This window comes from Corynebacterium oculi, assembly GCF_001412105.1.
Lineage (GTDB): Bacteria > Actinomycetota > Actinomycetes > Mycobacteriales > Mycobacteriaceae > Corynebacterium > Corynebacterium oculi.
Map to the genome: position 1 here is coordinate 649,319 of NZ_LKST01000002.1, position 21,205 is coordinate 670,523.

Here is a 21,205-nt window from a genome sequence, read left to right on the forward strand (position 1 = left end):
TCCCCCTAGTCTAAACCAGAGACTCGGCCAGATAATTCTGCGCGTCTAGCGCGGCCCGGCACCCGGAACCCGCGGCGGTGACGGCCTGCTGATAATGATCGTCCACGAGGTCACCGGCGGCAAAGACCCCCGGCACGGAGGTCTGGGTGGAGGGCTCGCGGGTAGCCACGTAACCACCTTCCTTGAGCTCCAACTGGCCGTCCAGGAACCCCGAGCGCGGATCGTGGCCGATGGCCACGAACATGGCGGTCACCCCCAGATCGGAGGCCTCCCCGGTGACGGTATCGCGCAGCACCAAGCCGGAGACCTTTCCCTCTGCCGCCTGCACACGCTCCACCACCTTGTTGGTGAGGAACTCGATCTTCTCGTTGGCGCGGGCTCGCTCCACCATGATCGGCGAGGCCCTAAACTCCTCGCGGCGGTGCACCAGGGTGACCTTATCGGCAAACTTGGTGAGGAAGGTGGCCTCCTCCATCGCGGAATCGCCGCCGCCGATCACCGCGATGTGGTGCCCCTTGAAAAAGAAACCGTCGCAGGTGGCGCAGGTGGAAACACCCCTGCCCATCAGCTCCTGCTCGCCCTCAACCCCCAGCAGGCGCGGGGCGGCCCCGGTGGCCACGATCACGGTGCGGGCCAGGTACTCCTCCTCCCCCACGAAGAGGCGCTTCACCTCCCCCTCTAGCTCCACCCGATCCACCAACTCCATGCGCAGATCCGCGCCAAAGCGCTCCGCCTGGGCGCGCATCTGCTCCATGAGCTCGGGGCCCATGATGCCCTGCTGGAAGCCGGGGTAGTTCTCCACCTCCGTGGTCTGCATGAGGGAGCCGCCGTACTCGTAGCCCTCAAAAACCAGGGGCTTGAGTTCCGCGCGCGCCGCGTACAGAGCCGCCGTGTACCCGGCCGGGCCGGAGCCGATGATGGCTAGGTCGTGGATCGTATCGTTGCTCGCCATGATTCATGCCTTCCTCGCAAGAAGCGGTCTATGCCGTGCCCAAGTGTATCGCGGGGCACCCCTCATGGCGCTCAACGGGAAAGTGGTCTCATTCATTCCTCATCAGCTCGCGCAGCGCGGCCTTGGCCCTGGCGCGGCGCGACTTCACGGTGCCCGGTTGCACCCCCGCCCACTCCGCCACGTGCGCGACGCTGTACCCGGCGGCGTCGATAAGCACGAGTGCGGCGGCCTGATCGGGGTGAAGGTGCGAGAGCGCGGATTGCAGGGCCAGGCGGGTATCAATGCCGCTGAGCGGCTCGTAGGCGAGGCGAATATCCGCGTCCGGGGCCGTGCGGCCGTCGTCGAGCGCCGCGACCTCGCGCAGGTGACGGTGATGGGCGAAGTCATACCCGGAATTGGCCACCAGGCGGTAGAGCCAGGTGCCCAGCGCGGACTCCCGGCGGAACGTGTGCAGATTCTGCGAGGCGCGCAGCAGGGCCTCCTGCACAATATCGTGGGCGTCGTGCTCGTTACGGCCGTAGCGGCGGGCCACCCGCAGCAGGCGGGCGCCGTGGCGCGCCACGATCTCCGCGAAGGCGGAGGCCTCCCCGCCAGATACTCCCCCACGAGCTGACTATCGGATAACTGATGAAGCGTGAACGTCACGGATTCCCCCTCGATGAAGTGCGGCCTCCTCCCCCGAGGAAACCTCACCCCATTACAGCCCCGCACACCCCACGCCGGGCCGCATCCTTGCCTACTGCGTTGGGCGGGTACCCCCGATCACGCGAGGGGACGTCGTGGAGGCGGCCCCGGTGGTCTTGGTGCCCCACACCGAAATATCGGAGACGCTCACCGTGCGCGTCTGCGGAGAAACCGAATCAAACCACACCACCAACGCCTGAGTGGGCTCCTGCGTGGGAGCCAACTCAATGGTGTTCTCCTCCGCACTGAGCGTGGTCTCCGCCACCATAGGAACCGTGCTCAGATCCAGGTTTTCCTGCACCCGGGCGGAATCCAGGCTGCTGGGCACTGCGTAGATCACCGCGTGGCTACCCGGCGCGGACGTGAGTACCTGCACCTGAGCCACCTGCACCGGATTCTGCAAGCGCACCAGCAACCCCACCCCCGGCTTGTTCTGGAAGCCCTGGGGATACTGCGCCGACTCCCATGAGGTAGCCGGATTGCCGTCCGCGGCGCGCGCGGCATTCTCCGGGTGATCGCCGGGATCCTCGTCCGCGCTCCCGGAAGTGCGCGTGGCCTCCCAGACATTGATGGCGCTCAGCGGTTGCCTCTGCGGGGGTGCGGGTGCCTCGCTACTGTGCGAGGAGCCGGGATTGACCGGGGAGGAATCGCTCTGCTTGCCCACGAACGCGGCGATATACGTGGCCGCCACCGCGGCGGCGATCACGGCGGCAAAGACCACGAGGCCCAACCCGGCGGTGCCGCTGCGGGTCATGGACTTAGCTCCAAAGCCGGGACGATCCTCCACCTGCGGGGTGGCCTCCGCCGTGACGTGCAGGGCCTGGGCGCGGCGGCGGGCCTGCTCGGAGGGAGAGGCAGGGGCGCTCGCGGCGGTGGCGGTACCCGGGCGCTCCCCGGCGGGAGAATCTGCCTCAGATGCCGCCTCCGCCGGGGCGTCGCTCTGCGCCTCCGCCCCGGCCAGGCCCACGCGGCGCAACTCTTCGCTGAGATCAAGCACGTCCTGGGGATCAATCTCCCCCCTGGTGGAATCCGTGGGCGCGGCGGCGGTGGCCACCGCCTCCACCCGCTGCTTGACGCGCTGCACGTCCTCCGGGGCATCCTCCCCCACCAGCAGGTTCAGCGCCCAGGCGATCGCATCCAGATCCTGCGCGGTGGACGCCGTGGACAGCACCGCCGGGAAGGCCACCACCGCCGTGCCGGAGGTGGTGACGCGGATGCGGCTCCAGTTATCCAGACCCAGGGGGGTATGCACGGAATCGGCGGACGCGGCGGCGTGCGCCAGCGGCGCCAGCGCATACGCGGCGGCCCGAGGATGCACCCGCTCGGAGCGAGACAGCTCCTTCAGGGAGGTGCCCTCCACCCAATCGGCCACCACCAGGCAGCCGGAGCGATACGCGGACACCTCAATGTTCGGGGCGATGGCCGGGTGACGCAACGACGCCAGCGCGCGCGTACGGCGGGTGACCTCCGAGGCCGCGCCGGCGGCGGCGGCCGGGCTGGCCGGAGCCATCGGGGAGGTGCCGCTGGTATCCACGAACACCAGCGCCACCAGGCGGCCGGTGGCCTGCTCCTTGGCCTGCCAGAACCGCGCCCCGGTGACCGAGCCGTGATCCACCAGGAGCCGGAAACGGCCATCGGACACCGGGGCACCAGGCACCAAGCGCGGGCCGCGCACCACGCCCGCCGACATCGGCGGCGGAACCGGGGAGGCATTAAACGTATCCGAACCGATGAACTGCGTGGACAGCTCCTGCTGCGTGGGCGCCTCCACCTGAATCTGACGATCCGGATCCGTGCGGATCAGGCGATTCAGCCCCGGAATGCGCTGCGCCACCGCGCCGAGGTTCTGCACCTCCGGCAGACGAGAGAAGGACAGCACCACGCCGGTGACCACCAGGAACACCACGCCGATCACGGACAGCCGCACCAGAATCCACAGCGAGCCCAGGAACTCCGGCCCCGTCAGGCGGCCCAACACCATGCTGGACCCCGCCGCGACCACCACGCCCACTATCGACGCCCCCACGGCCCACACGGAGGTGCGCATGATCGTGGCGAAACCCAGGGAACCCAGCTTGCGGCGCAACAGCATTGCGCCAATGACCGCGCCGGCCACAAAACCAAAGCCATTGGCCGCGCCCAAGAGCACCACCACCCGGCCGGGCGAGGAGGCCACCAGGGGCGCCAGGAGGGAAAGAACCACCTTGGTGACGGTGATCCCCGCGATGATGAACGTGGGCGTCCAGGCCTCCTCCCGGGCGTAGAACACGCGCAGATGCAACAACACCAGGGCATAGGGAATCAGCGTGAACGCGGAGAAGCTCAGCGTCAGGCCCAAAATATCGGCGGATTCGGGATCAAAGCGGCCGTAATGGAACAGGCCGAAGGAAATATCCCGACCGAAGGCCGTGAAGAACACCACGATGGGGATCAGGGCTATGAAGGTGAGCTTGGTGGCCAGGGTGAGATCATCGACCACCCCGCGATCGTCGCCCTCGGCGGCCTTGCGGGACAGGCGCGGCATGATGGCCGTGAGCAGGGTGACGCCGATGATGCCGTACGGCACCTGGAGCAGCAGCCAGTGATTCTGATAGATCAGGGGGGCGGCGTCGCTCGCTGTGGAGGCGATGCGCATGGTGAGGGTGAAGCCCACCTGGGAGATGGCCACGTACACGATGATGGCCAGAGCCATGCCGCCGAAGTCCTTGAGGCGGGAATCAATCCCCCACAGGGGACGCAGATCCACCCCCGCCCTCCGCAACGCCGGAAGCATGATGAGCAACTGCACCACCACGCCCAGGGTGGTGCCCGCACCTAGCAGCATGATGTGCGGATCGAAGGGCCCCGAGGGGGCCGAGGGGGCAAGCTGCCCGGGGACAAACTGGTAGATCAACAGAACCGCGATGCTGATGATGTTATTGGCCACCGGGGCCCAAGCTCCCGGACGGAACACCCCCTTGGTGTTCAACACCGCCATGAAAAGGGCAAAGAGGCCGTAGAAGAAGATCTGCGGCAGGAGCCAATAGGCGAAGGCGGTGGACTGGGTGATATTGACCTCCCCGTCCTGCCGCAGCATGACCCTGGTGAGCAGCGGCGCGGCCACCACGGAAGCCAGCGTGACCACCGCCAAGAGGCTAAAGGCCAGGGTGAACAGCCGCCTGATGAAGGCCGCCCCCCGATCCGGGTCTTCCTTTTCCGCCCGCACCAGCACCGGCACCACCAGGGAGGTGAGCACCGCGCCCAGCACGATCTCCGTGATGAGGTTGGGCAACGTATTGGCCGTGTTGAAGGCCGAACCCACCGCCGTGCCCACGGTGGAACCGATGAGCACGGTGCGGATGAACCCGGTGATGCGGGAAATGAGGGTGGCCACCGCCATCGAGCCGGTGGAGCGCACCACGTCGCCGTCGCTCGTCTTTTGCGAGTCGGGAACCTGCTCTGTCCGTTCTGCCGCCGGGCGGGTGAGCGTGGCGGCTCCCGCAGTGGTTTCCGCCTCCCCCGGCGGTGCGGGTGTGCGGAGGGCCTGCCCGGGGGCGTGGCGCAGATCGGAGCGATCGACCTCGCCCTGCGGGGCGGGCCGAGGTTTCTTTTTCACCTCGGGCACCGGAGCAGGCGGTGTGGGGGGCACGATCCGCGAGCGCAAGCCTCGACGGCTTGGCTCGCTCCCGCGACCCGATTGCCTGAATTGCGGATCTGTGGCGTTCACGAGTGACCATTGTTGTGGCTGAAACGCATGAAAGGAAACTGACACGGCCCTGTGGCGCGGGATGTAATTAATTCTTAATTAAGCGTAGGGCCGGCGTTGCTGCCTGCGCCGCCCCAGCCGGAACAACATCGCCGCCAGCAGCAGCCCGCCCAACCCTAGGATGAGCGCGGAGGCCCCCACCAGGCTCGCCCTGGTCTGCACGGCGATGCGCACCGGATCGGAGATGGCGGAGCCATCCGAGGAGGCCAGCCACAGATCCATCTGGGCCTGCTCATCCTCCTTGGTGATATCCGCCGTCATACTCACCGTGATGGAGCCACGGGCAGGAATGCGCAGGTGTGTGGGAACCGTGATCCGGGCCTTCTGCGCCGTGTGGTAACGCATGGTGGCGTCCACCGGCAGCGGCAGGCCATTTTTGGCCACGATGAGCAGCGGCGAGGACTCCGAGGTACGGGTGTACACGTTGCCGGGCGGCAACAGCGTGATCGAGCCGCGCAACCCCTGCAAGACCTCGCGGTTGCCGCTGAGGCGACGAGCGGTGGCGGAGACGGCGTCATTAAAGCTCACCACGCTGCGCCGCCGCGTGGTGCTCAACGCCGCGAGCAGATCCTGGCGCAGCGGGGCGGTAAAGGCGTAGCGGGTCAGCGCGATGCTGGGATCGTTCATCATCAGGCCGGTGAGGTCATCGGTGTAATTGGCCTGCTGCGTGGTGCGCAGCACCTCGGCGTCGCTGTACACGGAGGGATCGAGGAAGGGCGCACCCAGCCGGGGATTCTCCGCGGGCGACGGCGCGGGCGTGGCCGCGACCACGGCGGCGAGATCCTCCGCCTGCTTATCCCCCGGCGTGAGATAGGCGCCCAGCGACATCGGGCGGGCCCGCCCGGAACCCAGGGCGGAATCCACCTCCGCCAAGAGCATGGCCCCGACGTCCGCGCTCAGGACCGCCGGCGGCGTCACCAGCATCGGCTGCTGCGCCTGGCGGGCCTCCGCCACCGAACTGCGCACCGCCGCCGCCGCCGTGACCTGGCGGGCCGTGGCGGAATCCAGGGTGGGATCAAAACGCCCCTCGGGGTTGGAATACCCCGCCGTGGCGGGCTCCTCCCCCGTGGCCGCCAGCGTGGCGGCCAGGGAAGCCGGGTAGGTCACCGCGCGGATACCCGGCGCGATTTGGGCAAAGCGATCCACCTCGGGGGCCGCCCACACCGTGTTATTGGCCACCAACACGGACACCGGGTGCTGCGGGGCCTGGGGGTGGGTGCCGGAGGTGGCGTCGGGAAGCGTGGGGGAATCCAGGGTGGAATCGGAGCTGCCCTGTGCCTCATGCTCCCCCTGCGCGGCGCTCGCCTCCCAAGCCTGGGTGAGATCGCCCTCCTGATCGGCCCACGCCAGGGACGGCACCGTGGCCTCGGAGACGTAACCCGAACCGGGCACCACCACCCCGCGCTCCGGCTGCACGCCGATAACCTGGGAAATGACCTCCTGGCCGCGCTGTATGGCCTCGCGCATGAGCCACGGATTCGCGGTGCGCTGCACCGCATCGAGATCCGCGTTAGCCCAGGGCAGGGACACCACGCACTGATGAGAGGCCACGCGGCCCAGCCGCTCCAACCACTCCTGGGCGGCCTGCGCCCCCGCCCCGGGGGTGCCCCGCTGATCGCCCGAGGACGAACCCCAACTATCGCGCAGGCGGCGCGTGGGCTGGCCCAGACTATGCCGAGTATTGGTCACCGTATAGCCGCCCTGCATCCGATTCACCGTGCTGAGCAGGGCGGGATCGAGCGCCAGGCAGGTGGACTCCGCCACCTGAGAGGAGGCCAGGGCCCGCTCATAGGCACCCAGCAGGGAATGCAGGCGCCCCCCGGAGGAGAGCGACCGCGCCAGGGAATCCTCGCTGAGGATCAAGGGGGCGGCCTCCGGGGCCTCTCCCGTCTCCCCCGGAACGATGTGGGTGGGCTCGGAGAGGGGATACAGCAGGGAGAGACCCTGGGGGGATTCTTCCTCGCTTGGTTCCTCCGCCGCTTCCTCCTCGGCAGGGCGCGGGTTGGTGTCCACCACGAAGCGCTCCGTGCTCAGGGACTGCATGGCCGAAGGGGCGGTGCTCGCGGCATCATCGGCCACGATCCCGGAGGCCGCCACCGCCACGGGATACGCAGAACCCGGTTCCAGGGCCAGGCCCTCCCCCGCTCCCGGGGTGGTAGAGGCGCGCAGCTCCACCGCGCGCTCCTCGCCGGGGGCCAGCGGCTCCGGCAGCACCACGGGGCTGGCGATCTGGGAATAAGCGCCGAGATCCTGGGCGATTGCCTGGCGGGCCTCCGCCACGGTGGGAACCGCCGCCGCGCGGCGCAGCTGAAGGGTGAGCCGCTCCACGGGGGCGTCGGAAGTATTATGCACGCGCAGGCTCAGCCGCAGCTCCTGGCCGGACTCCAGGTGGGCCTGGGTGCCCCCGTTTATTTCCACCAGATCCACACGCACCGGGCTCTCCCCCTCCCCTGGCCGCACCAGCGGATTCATCCACGCCTCTCGGGAGGTTTCCGAGGTGGGAGACAGGGGCAGCACGTCGGCCCGGGCGGAGGGAGGAGTAAGGGGCGGAAGCACCGTACACAGCGCCACCGTCCCGGTGATGGCCGCCAGACTCAACGGGCGCAACAGCGCGCGGCGGGAGGGAAATCCCGTCAACCTCATCGGGGAGTGCGCCTCCCCGCCTGCTTCTCCGCGCGGGCGAGATCGGGAAGGATATCGTGCGCCACGCGGGCCAATTTGCGCTCGTCCGCGTAGGCCAGATGCTCAATGAGCTGGTGCACCGGTATCCAGGCCACCTCGGTGACCTCGGGATCCTCATCGTTGAGGTAGCCGTCCACGTAACGCAGCAGGTGATGATGCACCGTCTTATGGATCCGCACGCCCTCGGAAACAAACCAATAATCGATCACGCCGAGGTCCGCAAAGACCTCGCCGCTGATCCCCGTCTCCTCCCAGACCTCGCGCTGCGCGGTACTCCGATGATCCTCCCCCGGCTCCACATGGCCCTTGGGCATAGACCACAGCAGGCGGCGGCGCCGATCCAGGCGGCCGATCAGCGCCACGTACAGCCGGGAGAGATCCACGCTGCCGTCGGCGGCCACCGCCTCGGCCAGGCCGGAGACCACCAGGCCACCAGCGGAGGTCTCCGGCCGGGTATCACAGTGCGAGACGGCGGCGCTACCGCGGGAATACGCGCCCCGGCGGTTATTGCGCCTGCCGCGCGCGGAGGAACGCCGCTGGGAATGGCCGCCGCGCTGCCCCCGGCGATTCCCCGAGCGCTGCGGGTTTTTGGCCGAGCCCTTGGCGCCGGAGCGCTGGGAGGTCTGGCGGCGTCGCTTGCGGCGGGGCTGGGCGGTGGAATCCTCCGAACCGTGGTTGTTGCTGTGGTTGCTGCCGTGGCTATCGCTGTTGTGGCTATTGCTGTTGTGGTCGCCCTGCTGCGCCGGGTGCTGGGCGGAGTTCGTGGGCTTCGCGGATTGGGGTGAGCCCGAGGACCCCGAAGATGCCGAGGTGGAGGCGTGAGTCCGACCGCGACCACCACGCCCCCGCCCGCCCCGGCGGCGGCGCTTACGGCGGGTGCCGGACGCGCCAGACGCACCGGAACCGCTGCCCCCCTGGGAGGCCGAGGCCTGGTGGGCCTGGTGCGTGCGCTCGTCCTTGTCGTTCATCACTTAGATGGTATCCGCTCGGGGCGGGCTGTGGTATTCCGCTGGTGTTCTGGCGGCATTCCGGTTGCCATTCCGGTGGCATTCTGCGGGGTGGGTGCGTGGCGGGAAGGTAGAATCAGGCGGGTGAAAAACCAGGAAAGCCAGGAACCACAGCTCGAACTTGCGGAAGCGGACATGCTCATGCGGGCAGAACGCGCGGTGCGCACGCTCAGCCCGGTGCTCAGCGGCATGGTGCGGGCCTTCTCCCAGCGAGGCGAATCGCTTTACCTGGTGGGGGGCTCCGTGCGCGACGCCCTCCTGGGCCGCCTCGGGCACGACCTGGACTTCACCACCTCCGCCAGGCCCCAGGTGATCCAGGAGATTCTGGAGGGATACGCACCGGCGGTCTGGGACACCGGCATCGAGTTCGGCACGGTCTCCGCGGAAAAAGACGGGCAGCAGATAGAGATCACCACGTTTCGCTCCGACTCCTACGACGGCGTGACCCGCAACCCCGAGGTGCGCTTTGGCGACACCCTCGACGGCGACCTAGTGCGCCGGGACTTCACCCTCAACGCCATGGCGGTGGAACTCTTTGTGGACTCGGCCGGGGAGGACGCCGGGGTGCGCGGGCGCTTCCATGACCCGATGAATGGCTTTGCCGCGCTGCGCGCCGGAATCCTCGACACCCCCGCCACCCCGGAGGAGTCCTTTGCCGACGATCCTCTGCGCATGTTGCGCGCCGCCCGCTTTGTTTCCCAGCTGGAGATCCGGGTGGCCGAACGCGTGGAGGAGGCCATGCGGCAGATGGCCGGGGAGATCCGGCGCATCACCGCAGAACGGGTGCGGGCGGAGCTAGACAAACTCATGGGCGGACAACGCCCCGAGGCAGGCTGGGAGCTGCTCGTACGCACCGGCATCGCGGACATCATCTTCCCCGAGGTGGCGGGCCTGCACCTCACCCCGGACGAGCACCTCCAGCACAAGGACGTCTACGCCCACTCCATGACGGTGCTGCGCCAAGCCATCGACCAGGAGGAGCCGGAGGAAGGCCCGGACCTGGTGTTGCGCTGGGCAGCGTTGCTTCACGACGTCGGAAAGCCCGCCACCCGCGCCGCCAAGCCGGGCGGCGGGGTGACCTTCCACCATCACGAGGTGGTGGGGGCAAAGATGGTGCGCAAGCGCATGCGCGCGCTGAAGTATTCCAAGCAGATGGTCAGCGATGTGGGGCAACTGGTGTTCCTGCACATGCGCTTCCACGGGTTTAGCGAGGGCCAATGGACGGACTCGGCGGTGCGGCGATACGTGACCGACGCTGGGCCGCTCCTGCCCCGCCTGCACAAACTGGTGCGGGCGGATTGCACCACCCGGAATAAAAAGAAAGCAGCCCGCTTGCAGGCCAGCTACGATCGCCTGGAAGAGCGGATCGTGGAGATTCAGGCCAAGGAGGATCTGGCTCGGGTGCGCCCCGACCTGGACGGCAACGAGATCATGGAGATCCTGGGACTTACGCCGGGGCCGGAAGTGGGCCGCGCCTGGGCCTACCTCAAGGAGGTGCGCCTGGAACGCGGGCCGATGGAACGCGACGAGGCCATCGAGGTCTTGCGCCAGTGGTGGGCCGGGCGGGCCGAGTAGCCTGCGCCCGGCGTGGGACTGTGGTGTGGGGGCTGTGGTAGCGAAGAAAGAGAGAGGAAGGACGAGGCCCCGTGGCCGAGGAATATTACGCGGATAGGTTATTTAACGCCCTGGAACGCAACGATCCGGCGCCGGGAATGCTTCTGGTGGCCGCCCCGGGCATGGAATCGGAGGCCTTTGCACGCTCCGTGGTGCTGGTGATCGAGCACAATGACGCGCTGACCTTTGGGGTGAACCTGGCCTCCCGCAGCGATCTGGCGGTGTATAACGTCATGCCGGAGTGGCTGGGCGTGGTGGCTAAGCCCCAGGCGCTGTACATCGGAGGCCCCCTGCAACAGCAGTCCGTGGTGGGCGTGGGGGTGCCGGCTCAGGGAGTGGAGACGGAGAATCACCCCCACCTGAATCGCCTGGCCACCCGCCTGGTGATGGTGGACCTGGGTGCCGATCCCGAGGAGCTGCGCGAGGATATTGAGGGTATGAGGCTCTTTGCCGGGTATGCGGAGTGGGGGCCGGGGCAGCTGATGGAGGAGATTGAGCGCGGCGATTGGTACGTGGCTCCCGCCCTGCCCTCGGACGTGGTGGCCCCCGGCCGCTCGGATTTGTGGGCGGAGGTTATGCGGCGCCAGCCCATGCCGCTGCCGCTCTTCTCCACCTACCCCGTCGATCCGGGAGAAAACTAATGCGCGGCCCGCGAGATGTTTCACGTGAAACATGGCGGGACATACGCGCGGGCCTCACCGATACCTGGACGGTGGGCCTGGGGCTGATCCCCCTGGGACTGGCCTTCGGTATGCTCATGGTGCAATCCGGTTATGCCTGGTGGTGGACGCCGATCTTCTCCCTGGTGATCTGCGCAGGCTCCATGGAGTTTCTGGCGATCAGCCTGGTGGCCGCGGGAATCGGCCCGGTTTCCGCCACGATCACCGGGTTCATGGTGAACTTCCGCCACATCTTCTACGGGCTGACCTTCCCCCGCGACTCCATTCCCACCGCCGCCGGGCGGGCTTACTCCACATACGCGCTCACCGACGAATCCTACGCCGTGGCCTCCTCCCACCCGCCGGGATCATTGAGCGGCGTGAGGGTGCTGACCATTCAAATATTCTGTCAGGCGCTCTGGGTGATCCCCGGCATCCTTGGCGCGCTCCTGGGGCAGGCCCTCCCGGCCGATATTCTAGGCATGGAGTTTGCCCTCACCGCGCTCTTCATCGTCCTGGCCTGGGAATCCTTTGACAATAATCGAGACCCCTTCCTGCCGCTCCTGGCGGGCGGCCTCGCCGTGGTGACCGCCCTGGTGGCACCGGGCAACATGCTCATGGTGGCCCTGGTGCTCTACGTCCTCATCCTGGTGGTGCGCTTCCGCTGGGAAGAATCACGGGCCTTTTCCTCCGTAGGGCTTCCTACGAGGGGTGGGCGGAGCGGGCTCGCTTCCGATGCCTCCGATACCGAACAGGCTCGGGAGGCTCAGCGCGACGGCGAGGGTGGGTGACCGGCATGGGACTACCGGAGGGGGTGAGCCTGGGAATGGTGGCGGCGGTGACCGTGCTTCTGCGCCAACTCCCCTACAGCGCCAAGAAGGTGCTGCGCCGAAGCCGCTTCATGGGCACCTGGGCCTGACGATGCCGGTGGGCGTGATGGTGGTGCTGGTGGTGTACACCGTTGCGGGCCAGGGGCAGAACCCCGGCGGGTTGGGGGCCTCCCTGCTGGCAGGGGCCGCCACCCTGGCACTCCACGCCTGGAAACGGCAGGCGGCCTCTCCATCATTGGGGGCACCGCCGTGTACATGATCCTGGTGAACGCGGTGTTTTAGGGGTCCAGCCCTAGGTTGTTCAGCCCTAGGTGTTTAGGCCTGGGAAGGCCTGAAGAGCGCGCTCCCACAGGACCTGGAACTCCCCCGCGCTCAGAGTTTCGGAAGAAATATCGGGGAAGGCGCTATACGTCTGGGGGTGCGGCACAACCTCCTGGGGCGGGGTATCCATGCCATAGTGGCGATCCCCTATCCCCGCGCCCACCGGGTTTCCCGAGGGATCGACCTCCACGATGCGCACCATGCGGCATTCCTCCTCGCTGAGGGGCAGGAGCTCGGCCACGTGCACGGCGGTGCCGGCACCGGGGATGGTGAGAGTGGTGCGGATAAACAGGGGGGAACTCATTGCACTGATTGTAGCGATCCCAGGGCTGTAGTGATCCCAGGGCGGTGGGTTAGCCGCGCGGCGGCTCCTCTTCCCGGAGGGCGTAACGGGAGGCCAGCCAGGAGCACATCATCAGCTGCACCTGGTGGAAGATCATCAGGGGCAGGATGAAAAGCCCCAGGGCCGATCCCCCAAAGATCACGGAGGCCATGGGCAGGCCCGAAGCGAGGGACTTCTTTGTGCCACAGAACTGTACGGCCAGGACGTCTCCCCGCTCAAAACCCAGGCGCTGCGCGCTCACGCGGGTGAACCACAACATGAAGGCCACCAGGGCTATGGAGAGCGCGACGAGGAAAAGAATCTCCGCGACGGACGTGGATCGCCACACCCCGTCCACCATGCCCGCGGAAAAAGCGGAGTACACCACCATCGTGATGGAACCACGATCCACGATCTTGGTGGCCTTGTGTGCGGCGAAGCCCTTGATCCAGCGGTGGGCCATCTGGCCCAGAACGAACGGGACGAGAAGTTGTAGGGCGATGTTCAGGAACACGGAGGCATCAATATGCAGCCCCGAGCGGGAGTTCATGAGGGCAAAAACGAGCAGGGGTGTGAGAAACACCCCGGCGAGGTTGCTCACGGAGGCCGCCACGATGGCCCCGGCGACGTTGCCCCGGGCGATGGAGGTGAAGGCCACCGAGGACTGCACCGTGGAAGGCACCAAGGTGAGAAAGAGAATACCCAGATAAAGATCCTCGGAGAGGAAGAACGTGAGTGGCCTGAGCGCCAAACCGATGAGCGGAAAGACCAGGAAGGTAAAGGAGAGGATCAGAAGGTGAAGCCGCCAATGATAAAGCCCCCGCAGGGCCTCCTGGGTGGAAAGGCGCGCCCCGTAGAGGAAAAAGAGCAGGGCGATGGCCACGGAGGTGGCCGAGGAAAACGCCTCCGCGAAGGAACCACGGGCCGGCGCCACTATGGCCACCATCACGGCGGCGATGATGAGGAAGATAAGGGGGTCTTGGCGCTTCAGCAGACTCATCTAGGAGAGTCTAGAGGCTCACGCTCAGGTTTGTTCCCTTTTCCTCAACGGTGCCCTCCGTGAGAGGAGAACGGGCCGGGCCCTCCACCACCGAGCCATCGGACAGGGAGAACACGGAGTTATGGGAGGTGCAGCGCACCGTCTCCCCCTCCACCTCGGTGATCTTGCTGCTTTGGTGCGGGCAGGTGGTGGAATAGGCGCGGTACTGGCCCCGCTGGGGTTGTGCGATGATGAAGTCCCCCACGATCACGGCGCTCCCCACGGGGACGTCGGTGGCGGCGATCTCCTCGGTAGGCCCGGAGCCGCAGGCGGCGAGCACCGCGCCGGCGAAGGTGGTGGCACTCCCCAGGAGGAAGAGGCGGCGGCTGCACGGGGGAAGCTGAGATGTGACCATGCCTTCCAGTATGCGCCGCCTGGGCCCTGGGTAAAAGCAAGCGGAGCCTAAGCGAGTTTAAGTCACAGTGTTGCCTTTTTCATCTCCCGCACGTACTCCCCCAGCTCCGCTCGGAGCGCCTCCATGTCCCCCACTCGGAAGGCCGGGAGGTCATGTTCGGAGTGCCCTGGGTGTTCAGGGCGGGGGGTGCGCGAGAGATCGGGCACGCAATGCCTCTCCACGATCCTGGTGATGGCGGAGCCGGTGATGGCCCCCGCCGCCCCCGCCTGGATAGCGGCGCGCACGTGCTCCGGGCGGGAGATGCCGAAGCCCAAGAGAATGGGTGCGCCGCCAAAGCGCGCCACGTGCCCCACGGCCTCCTTGAGCCCGGTGGTCTCCGATTGTTTCTCCGTGCCGGTCACCCCGTCACGGGAAACGGCGTAGATGTATCCCTTGGAGCACGCGGCCACGGACTCCAGGACCTTCTCCGAGGCCCCCGCCGGGGCGATGAATACGGGATCGACGCCCGCGCGTTCGGCGGCGGCGATGAAGGGCGCACCTTCCCGCACCGGAATATCGGGCAGGAGGATTGCGTCCGCCCCCGCCTCGGCGAACTCCTGGTAGAAGGTGTCTAGGCCTCGGGAAAATGGCACGTTGCCGTATACGAGGATGCCCAGTGGAAGGCGAGGGAACTCCTCGCGGATCGTGCGGATCAAGGCGAGGGCATCGGCCAGGCCCACTCCCCCGGCCAGGGCGCGGACGTGGGAGGCCTGAATGGTGGGTCCATCGGCCACGGGATCGGAGAAGGGCACGCCGAGTTCGAGGGCGTCGGCCCCGGCGGCGACGAGGGTGCGTACGATGGCGAGGGAGTCCTCTGGGGAGGGGTCCCCCAGCATGAGGAAGGGCACGAAGGCGCCTTCGTTGTGCAGACGGGAGAAGAGGGTGGTGAAGCGGCTCATCGGTTTTCCTCCAGGGTGAGTTCGGAGAGCACGAGTTCCGGGTGCTCGTCGAGGGTGCGGCGCACGTGATCCACGTCCTTGTCTCCGCGCCCGGAAAGGGAGACGAGGATGGTGAGATCCTGATTGTTTTCCTGCGCCGTGCGGGCGCGCTTGAGCGCGTAGGCAAAGGCGTGGGAGGATTCCAGGGCCGGAATGATGCCCTCGCGGCGAGCGAGGATTTGGAAGGCCTCCAGGGCCTCAGCGTCCGTGATACCCACGTATTGCGCCCGCCCGGTGGCGGAGAGATGAGCGTGCTCCGGGCCCACGCCGGGGTAATCCAGGCCGGCGGAGATGGAGTAGGATTCCTCCACCTGCCCCTCGGAGGTGCGCATGAGGTATGAGCGCGCCCCGTGAAGGATGCCCACCTGGCCGTTGGTGATAGTGGCCCCGTGGCGGCCGGAATCTATACCCTCCCCGGCGGCCTCGGTGCCCACGAGTTCCACGGAGGGCTCGTCGATGAACTCCGCGAACATGCCGATGGCGTTGGAGCCGCCGCCCACGCAGGCCACCACGACGTCGGGAAGCGCGCTGGTGCGCTCGACGATCTGTGCCTTGGCCTCCTGGGAGATCACGCGGTGAAACTCCTTGACCAGCGTGGGGAAGGGGTGCGGCCCGGCGGCGGTGCCCAGCAGATAGTGGGACTCGTGGAAGGTGGCCGTCCAATCGCGCAGGGCCTCGTTCACGGCGTCCTTGAGGGTGCCGGATCCGGCGTCCACCGGGATCACGGTGGCCCCGTGGAGCCTCATGCGATAGACGTTGGGCTGCTGCCTTTCGACGTCCTTGGCGCCCATGTAGATCACGCACTCCATGCCGAGCAGGGCGCAGGCGAGGGCCGTGGCGGTGCCGTGCTGTCCCGCGCCGGTCTCCGCGATGATGCGCTTCTTCCCCATTTTTTTGGCCAGGAGAATCTGGCCGATTACCTGGTTGGTCTTGTGGGCACCGCCGTGTACCAGATCCTCGCGCTTGAGGAAGATGCGCACGCGGGAGCCCGTCGATGTTTCACGTGGAACATTCCGGCACTCGGTGAGGGGGGTGGGCCGCCCAAGATAATCGCGGAGGAGGGAGCGGTATTCCCCCATGAAGGCCTCGTCGCTGAGGGCCTCCACGAAGGCACGCTCCAGTTGATCGAGGGCGGGAATGAGGGATTCGGGAACGAATTGGCCGCCGAACTCCCCAAAATAGGCCGGGAGCAGGGGGTGGGTATCGGACATGATTTATTTCCCTTCGTCAGGTGTGCTGGTGCTGTGCGAGCTATGCGAGCGGATCAGGCGGAAGGCGTGGTTCAGCGCGGCGGTGTCTTTCTGCCCGGCCCAGGCCCCGGATTCCGGCCCGTATTCCACGCCGGAATTGAGGTCCACCCCCGCGCAGCCAACGTCGAGCGCCTGGGAAAGGTTGCCGGGGCCGATCCCCCCGGCCAGTAGGGAGACGGAACGAACCTCGTCGGGTATCTGTGTCCACTCGAAGGCGTGGCCCGTTCCGCCGGAGCCGGAGTCCAGCACCAGCCGGGTCAGGAGACCCTCGCCAATCAGCGAGGCGAGATCCCGGGCCGTCCGCGCGGCCCCCTCTTCCGTCATGGAAACCGCGCGCCAGATTGCCACCTCTCCCCGACCGTGAGCATCAAGGTCGGTGCGGATGGCGTGGAGCATGTCTCTCTCGGCCTCCAGGGATCCCCGGTGGGGGGCGTGAATCTGAATGGCGGTGACGTCGAGGCCGGATAGGAGTTCCCCCCACCCGACATCGCGGCGGGACACGGCCACATAGTCCAGGCCGGGTTCGGCGGAGATAATGGATCGCGCCGTTTCACGTGAAACATTGCGCGGCGAGGCCTCCTCGAAGATCAACCCGCCGTACACCGCCCCGGCGGCGCGGGCGGCCTGCGCCGCCGAGGGGCGGGTGAGCCCGCAGACCTTGTTCTCACCATAGACCAGGCGGCGGGCGGCGCGGTCGATGTCCGGTTGGCCGGTGAGCTGCGATCCCACCAGGAAGGCGTGGGAGTGGCCGCCCAACCGACCAACGGTGGCGTGATCGCGGATACCGGACTCGGAGACCACCACGACGTCGTGAGGCAGAAGCGCGGCGAGGCGTTGGGAGCGGGAGAGGTCGATGGAGAGGTCGTGGAGGTTGCGATGATTGATGCCCACGATCCGTGCCCCCAGGCGCTGCGCGCGGGCCACCTCGTCCTCGTCGATGACCTCGGTGAGAACGTCCATGTTGAGCCGCGCGGCCTCGGCGGAGAGGTTGGTATAGGAGACGTCATCGAGGATGGAGAGCATGAGGAGAATGGCGTCCGCCCCGAAGTACCGCGCCGCGTGAATCTGCACGGGGTCGATGATGAAGTCCTTGCAAAGCACCGGGAGGTGCGTGCTGGCGGCCACGGTGGCCAGGTGATCGTAATCTCCTCCGAAGCGTTCCGGTTCGCACAGCACCGAGATGGCCGAGGCGTACCGGGAATAGACGGCGGCGATGGCACCCGGCTCGTAATGCTCGCGGATCACTCCCAGGGAGGGGGAAGAGGCCTTGCACTCCATGATGAAGCGGTTGGTGTTGGCGGCGCCCCCCTCCTCTCCCCCGCCAAGGCTTCGGCGGAGGGAACGGGTGGAGCGCGGCAGGGCCTCGGGATCGACGTGAGAGATGCGGGCGCGGATCTCCGCGAGGTGCGTGCGCCGGGCGTTCACGATGCCTTCGAGAACGGTGGGAAGGTTAGTTGCCATAGTTTGCCTCCTCATGCGTGTGCAACCACTGAGTCACGGTGCCGTCCGCCATCGTATCCAGGGCGCGCTCCACGCCCTCGCGGATCGAGGGGCTATGCCCGGAAACGTAGAACATCGCCCCCGCCGAGGCGGCCAGGGCCTCCCGGTGCGCGGCCGGGCCGGTGGCGTCGAAGGCGGCGTAAAGGTGGCGGGCGTTCTCCTGGGCGCCTCCACCCACGAGGTCGCTCAGGGCATGGGTGTCAAGGCCCATCTCCTGCGGGGTCAGGGTGTATTCCTCGATCTCACCGGCGGGGGTGAGTTCCCATACCTGGGTGGGCCCCCACACGGCGATCTCATCCGCGCCGGAGCCGTGAACCACCAGGGCGCGGGTGCGGCCCAGATCGCGGAACACCTCCGCGAGCATCCTGCCCAGGCGCGGGTTGGCCACCCCCATGATCTGAAACTCCGGGCGGGCCGGGGAAAGCACCGGCCCCAGGATATTGAAGATGGTGGGTACCTTGAGTGCCCTCCGCACGGGCTGCACGTGGGCGATGGCCGGGTGATAGGCCGGGGCAAAGAGGAAGGTGAAGCGGGAGGCCTGGAACTGCCGCACGGCCCGCTCGGGATCGAGGTCCAGGGGAATACCCATGGCCTCAAGCACGTCGGCGGAGCCGGAGGCGGAGGACACCGAGCGGTTACCGCACTTAATCATGGGTACCCCGCCCGCCGCCGCGAGGAGCGAGGCACCCGTGGTGATGTTGATGGTGTTCAGGCCGTCTCCCCCGGTGCCGGCGGTATCGGTGATCCCGGCCCCGGTGAGGGGGAAGGGCCTCCCGGCGGCGAGGAAGGCGCGCGCCGCGCCGAGGACATCGGCGCTGGTTTCCCCCCGCGTGCGAACGGCGGTGAGAAGGGCGGCGATGTGCACGTCATCGTAATCGCCCACCGTGAGGGGGGTGAATACCTCCTGGGCCTGTTCCGCGGAGGGGTGAGGCTCGTCCAGGTATGCGATGAGGTGGTGGAGGGCTTCGGGGCTGGTCACGCTGCTTCCTTTCCGTGATGCAGGAGATGAGTGAGGAGGCGATCGAGTAGGATCGGGCCGCTGGGGCTGAGCACGGATTCTGGGTGGAATTGCAGACCGATGGCGGGCCGGTCGGTGCAGCGGGCGGCCATGACCACCTCACCGATGCGGGAGTCTGACCAGCCCAGGGCCTCCATTTCGGCGGGTACCGTGGTGCAGCTCAGGGAGTGATACCGTGCCACGGGGACGGCGTGGCCGGGGTCCTCGGGGTGATCTGGTTCGGCGTCGATCGTCAACCCCCGGAAGAGGGCGGTGGCCGAGGCGGCCGGGGTGAGACGCATGATGTCCGTGGTGCCGTGAACGGGGCCGCAGGGCACCACACTCCCACCGAAGTGCTCCAGGACCGCCTGGAACCCCAGGCAGATTCCGAGCACGGGGATGCGGCTTTCCAGGGCGAGGGCCAGGGTATCCATCATTGTTCCCGCCTGGCGGGGATGGCCCGGCCCCGGGGAGAACACCAGAAGATCGGGCTGGGAGGCCATGATCTCCGCCACCGCCACGGTGTTGCGGAACACGGTGCAGCGGTGTCCACTGGTGCGCAGCGCATCGACGAGGTTGTACACAAAGGAATCGTGGTTATCTACGAGCACGATGTGGGCGGTCATCGGATTACCTCCAGGTTCTTACCGGCGGCGAGGGCGAGGGCGTGGAGCACGGCGTAGGCCTTGTGTAGGGATTCATCGGCCTCCGCCTGGGGGTCGGAGTCCCGCACCACCCCGGCCCCGGCCTGCACCACGGCGGTGCCGTCCTGGACGAAGGCGGAGCGAATCACGATGCAGGTATCCATGTCCCCTCCCCCGCGCAGGTAGCCCACGGCCCCGCCGTAGGAGCCGCGTCGTATTCCCTCCACGCCGCGCAGCAGCTCCGTGGCGCGCAACTTGGGCGCGCCGGTGAGGGTGCCCATGTTCATGCAGGCGCGGTAGGCGTCGAGGGCGTCGAGGCCGGGGGCCAGGGTGGCGGTGACGCGGGAGACGAGGTGCATGACGCGCGAGTAGCGATCCACCTGAAGGAGGTCGGCCACGCGGCGGGTGCCCGGCTCGGCCACGCGGGCGAGGTCGTTGCGGGCGAGGTCCACCAGCATGGTGTGCTCGGCGAGTTCCTTGGTGTCGGTGCGCATGGCGAGTTCGTGGCGAATATCCAGCTCGTGATTCACCGATCCGTCCGGGTGGAGGCCGCGCGGGCGGGTTCCGGCGATGGGATAGAGCTGCAAGGTGCGGGTGGCGGCCTCGAACTTGAGGTTGGATTCGGGGGAGGCGCCGAAGAGCTCGTAGGGGCGCTCATCGGTGGAGATGCCGCGTAGGTAGAACATGTAGGGGCTGGGATTGGTGCCGCGCAGGTGCAGGTAGGCTGAGAAGGCGTCCCGGCAGGGAGCGGTGAAGGAGCGGGAGGGCACCACCTGGTAGATGTCCCCGCAGTCGATGTGCCGCTTCATGTCCTCTACCTGGGCGCGGAAGTCGGCGTCGGAAGTTCCGGCGGTAGCGCGGAGGGTACCTTGGGGGACGGGGGTGACCGGGTCATGTTTCACGTGAAACATCGAGATTTTCTCCGCGAGTTCCTCCACGCGGCGTCGAACCTCGGACTCGTGCTCCCCCACCGCGACGGCACGTAGCACGGCGGTGCGCTCGCGGTGATTGATCTCCAGCATGACCTCGGCCAGGTGGAATTGATAATCGGGGTAGGTATTGGCGGAATCCGCCACCTCGGGGAGTTCCTCGAAGGTCCCCAGGTAATCAAAGGCCATGCCCCCCACCAGTAGCGGCAGGCCCGGGGGGAAACCGGGCAGGGATTGCAGGCGCCGCAGGGGCTCCACGGTGCTGATCGCGGTGAGTCGCTCCCCCTCCTCCGCGGCTTCGGACGGGGGAAAGCGGAAGCCCTCCCCGGTGGCGTAATCTGGGAGCGCGGCCAGGAGGGTGGAACGCAGGTGCTCCCCGGAGGGGCTGAGCGCGGTGACCGTCACGCGCTGATCCTGGCAGGTGAGCCGGAGGGAGCTGTTCAGGACGGCGAGGGAGCTAATGCCGGAACGGGTGGAAATATCGGCGCTCTCCAGCAGGGCGGCCCCGGCGGAGCCCTCCGAGGGGTCGGTGCCACCGAGTTCCCGGAAGAGGGCCGCGGCGTCCTCGTGATACGTCACATTACGCTCTATGATATGGGGTTGAGTGTGGGTATTTTTAGTCATGTGGCTTCATCCTTCATTGTTCTGCGATCTTTCGGTGAAGCGGACCCCGGATACGCGGAAGGCCCGCCGCTTCC

Annotated in this window: 17 protein-coding genes and 1 pseudogene; 4 read left to right on the forward strand and 14 right to left on the reverse strand. The window is 67.4% G+C overall.

The genetic code is table 11. From position 1 onward, the window contains the following. Nucleotides 1–10: 10 nt before the first annotated feature. The 5 genes from trxB to Cocul_RS07130 all read right to left on the reverse strand — a co-directional run bounded on the left by trxB (nt 11) and on the right by Cocul_RS07130 (nt 9,034). Entirely contained in the window at nt 11–952 is a 942-nt protein-coding gene (trxB, locus tag Cocul_RS07110; protein ID WP_055122564.1) for a thioredoxin-disulfide reductase, read from the reverse strand. 88 nt (nt 953–1,040) lie between these two features. Continuing rightward, nucleotides 1,041–1,514: a sigma-70 family RNA polymerase sigma factor gene (locus Cocul_RS07115; protein ID WP_245622129.1), complete on the reverse strand. Its 474-nt coding sequence runs from the start codon at nt 1,512–1,514 to the stop codon at nt 1,041–1,043. A 174-nt stretch (nt 1,515–1,688) separates the two neighbouring features. Beyond that, a complete protein-coding gene (murJ, locus tag Cocul_RS07120) occupies nt 1,689–5,342 on the reverse strand; it encodes a murein biosynthesis integral membrane protein MurJ (RefSeq protein ID WP_245622130.1) in 3,654 nt (1,217 codons plus the stop codon). A 78-nt stretch (nt 5,343–5,420) separates the two neighbouring features. Further along, complete coding sequence (locus Cocul_RS12485) at nt 5,421–8,024, reverse strand: hypothetical protein (protein ID WP_055122566.1); 2,604 nt, start codon at nt 8,022–8,024, stop codon at nt 5,421–5,423. Further along, the gene (locus Cocul_RS07130; protein WP_245622131.1) at nt 8,021–9,034 is read right to left on the reverse strand and encodes an NUDIX hydrolase; all 1,014 of its coding nucleotides are present in this window, start codon (nt 9,032–9,034) and stop codon (nt 8,021–8,023) included. The genes Cocul_RS12485 and Cocul_RS07130 overlap by 4 nt, the downstream gene beginning before the upstream one ends. Before the next feature lie 177 nt (nt 9,035–9,211). Here Cocul_RS07130 and Cocul_RS07135 point away from each other — a divergent pair, with 177 nt between their 5' ends. From Cocul_RS07135 to Cocul_RS07150, 4 genes and pseudogenes are all read left to right on the forward strand, one after another. Beyond that, on the forward strand, nt 9,212–10,645 hold the full coding sequence (locus Cocul_RS07135; RefSeq protein ID WP_425388781.1) for a CCA tRNA nucleotidyltransferase: 1,434 nt from the start codon (nt 9,212–9,214) through the stop codon (nt 10,643–10,645). A gap of 71 nt (nt 10,646–10,716) precedes the next feature. Continuing rightward, nucleotides 10,717–11,325, forward strand: a complete 609-nt coding sequence (locus Cocul_RS07140) for a YqgE/AlgH family protein (protein WP_082422208.1) — start codon at nt 10,717–10,719, stop codon at nt 11,323–11,325. Then, nucleotides 11,325–12,134 carry an AzlC family ABC transporter permease gene (locus Cocul_RS07145; protein ID WP_082422209.1) on the forward strand — a complete coding sequence of 270 codons (810 nt, stop codon included), beginning with the start codon at nt 11,325–11,327 and terminating at the stop codon, nt 12,132–12,134. The genes Cocul_RS07140 and Cocul_RS07145 overlap by 1 nt, the downstream gene beginning before the upstream one ends. A gap of 5 nt (nt 12,135–12,139) precedes the next feature. After that, a pseudogene (locus tag Cocul_RS07150) lies at nt 12,140–12,455 on the forward strand (AzlD domain-containing protein). 25 nt (nt 12,456–12,480) lie between these two features. Here Cocul_RS07150 and Cocul_RS07155 read toward each other — a convergent pair. From Cocul_RS07155 to Cocul_RS07195, 9 genes are all read right to left on the reverse strand, one after another. Continuing rightward, the gene (locus tag Cocul_RS07155) at nt 12,481–12,798 is read right to left on the reverse strand and encodes a hypothetical protein (RefSeq protein ID WP_055122569.1); all 318 of its coding nucleotides are present in this window, start codon (nt 12,796–12,798) and stop codon (nt 12,481–12,483) included. Between the two features lie 49 nt (nt 12,799–12,847). Continuing rightward, nucleotides 12,848–13,816: a bile acid:sodium symporter family protein gene (locus Cocul_RS07160; RefSeq protein WP_055122570.1), complete on the reverse strand. Its 969-nt coding sequence runs from the start codon at nt 13,814–13,816 to the stop codon at nt 12,848–12,850. Between the two features lie 10 nt (nt 13,817–13,826). Further along, entirely contained in the window at nt 13,827–14,210 is a 384-nt protein-coding gene (locus tag Cocul_RS07165) for a Rieske (2Fe-2S) protein (RefSeq protein WP_055122571.1), read from the reverse strand. 62 nt (nt 14,211–14,272) lie between these two features. After that, nucleotides 14,273–15,148 (reverse strand): tryptophan synthase subunit alpha, encoded by an 876-nt coding sequence (gene trpA, locus Cocul_RS07170; RefSeq protein WP_055122572.1) that lies wholly within the window; start codon nt 15,146–15,148, stop codon nt 14,273–14,275. Beyond that, a complete protein-coding gene (gene trpB, locus Cocul_RS07175; protein WP_055122573.1) occupies nt 15,145–16,398 on the reverse strand; it encodes a tryptophan synthase subunit beta in 1,254 nt (417 codons plus the stop codon). Before trpB ends, trpA begins: the two co-directional genes overlap by 4 nt. A 3-nt stretch (nt 16,399–16,401) precedes the next feature. Continuing rightward, nucleotides 16,402–17,913, reverse strand: coding sequence for a bifunctional indole-3-glycerol-phosphate synthase TrpC/phosphoribosylanthranilate isomerase TrpF (trpCF, locus tag Cocul_RS07180; RefSeq protein WP_055122574.1), 1,512 nt, complete (start codon nt 17,911–17,913; stop codon nt 16,402–16,404). Continuing rightward, complete coding sequence (gene trpD / locus Cocul_RS07185; protein ID WP_055122575.1) at nt 17,888–18,916, reverse strand: anthranilate phosphoribosyltransferase; 1,029 nt, start codon at nt 18,914–18,916, stop codon at nt 17,888–17,890. The genes trpCF and trpD overlap by 26 nt, the downstream gene beginning before the upstream one ends. Then, nucleotides 18,913–19,560: a glutamine amidotransferase-related protein gene (locus Cocul_RS07190; RefSeq protein WP_055122576.1), complete on the reverse strand. Its 648-nt coding sequence runs from the start codon at nt 19,558–19,560 to the stop codon at nt 18,913–18,915. Before Cocul_RS07190 ends, trpD begins: the two co-directional genes overlap by 4 nt. Continuing rightward, the gene (locus Cocul_RS07195; RefSeq protein ID WP_055122577.1) at nt 19,557–21,131 is read right to left on the reverse strand and encodes an anthranilate synthase component 1; all 1,575 of its coding nucleotides are present in this window, start codon (nt 21,129–21,131) and stop codon (nt 19,557–19,559) included. The genes Cocul_RS07190 and Cocul_RS07195 overlap by 4 nt, the downstream gene beginning before the upstream one ends. Nucleotides 21,132–21,205: the final 74 nt, after the last annotated feature.

Bases quoted from the DNA above. Each gene is read 5' to 3' on its own strand.
- trxB (WP_055122564.1), bottom strand. From the start codon at position 952: ATGGCGAGCAACGATACGATCCACGACCTAGCCATCATCGGCTCCGGC.
- Cocul_RS12485 (WP_055122566.1), bottom strand. From the start codon at position 8,024: ATGAGGTTGACGGGATTTCCCTCCCGCCGCGCGCTGTTGCGCCCGTTG.
- Cocul_RS07135 (WP_425388781.1), top strand. From the start codon at position 9,212: ATGCGGGCAGAACGCGCGGTGCGCACGCTCAGCCCGGTGCTCAGCGGC.
- Cocul_RS07145 (WP_082422209.1), top strand. From the start codon at position 11,325: ATGCGCGGCCCGCGAGATGTTTCACGTGAAACATGGCGGGACATACGC.
- Cocul_RS07155 (WP_055122569.1), bottom strand. From the start codon at position 12,798: ATGAGTTCCCCCCTGTTTATCCGCACCACTCTCACCATCCCCGGTGCC.
- Cocul_RS07160 (WP_055122570.1), bottom strand. From the start codon at position 13,816: ATGAGTCTGCTGAAGCGCCAAGACCCCCTTATCTTCCTCATCATCGCC.
- Cocul_RS07165 (WP_055122571.1), bottom strand. From the start codon at position 14,210: ATGGTCACATCTCAGCTTCCCCCGTGCAGCCGCCGCCTCTTCCTCCTG.
- trpA (WP_055122572.1), bottom strand. From the start codon at position 15,148: ATGAGCCGCTTCACCACCCTCTTCTCCCGTCTGCACAACGAAGGCGCC.
- trpB (WP_055122573.1), bottom strand. From the start codon at position 16,398: ATGTCCGATACCCACCCCCTGCTCCCGGCCTATTTTGGGGAGTTCGGC.
- trpCF (WP_055122574.1), bottom strand. From the start codon at position 17,913: ATGAGGAGGCAAACTATGGCAACTAACCTTCCCACCGTTCTCGAAGGC.
- Cocul_RS07190 (WP_055122576.1), bottom strand. From the start codon at position 19,560: ATGACCGCCCACATCGTGCTCGTAGATAACCACGATTCCTTTGTGTAC.
- Cocul_RS07195 (WP_055122577.1), bottom strand. From the start codon at position 21,131: ATGACTAAAAATACCCACACTCAACCCCATATCATAGAGCGTAATGTG.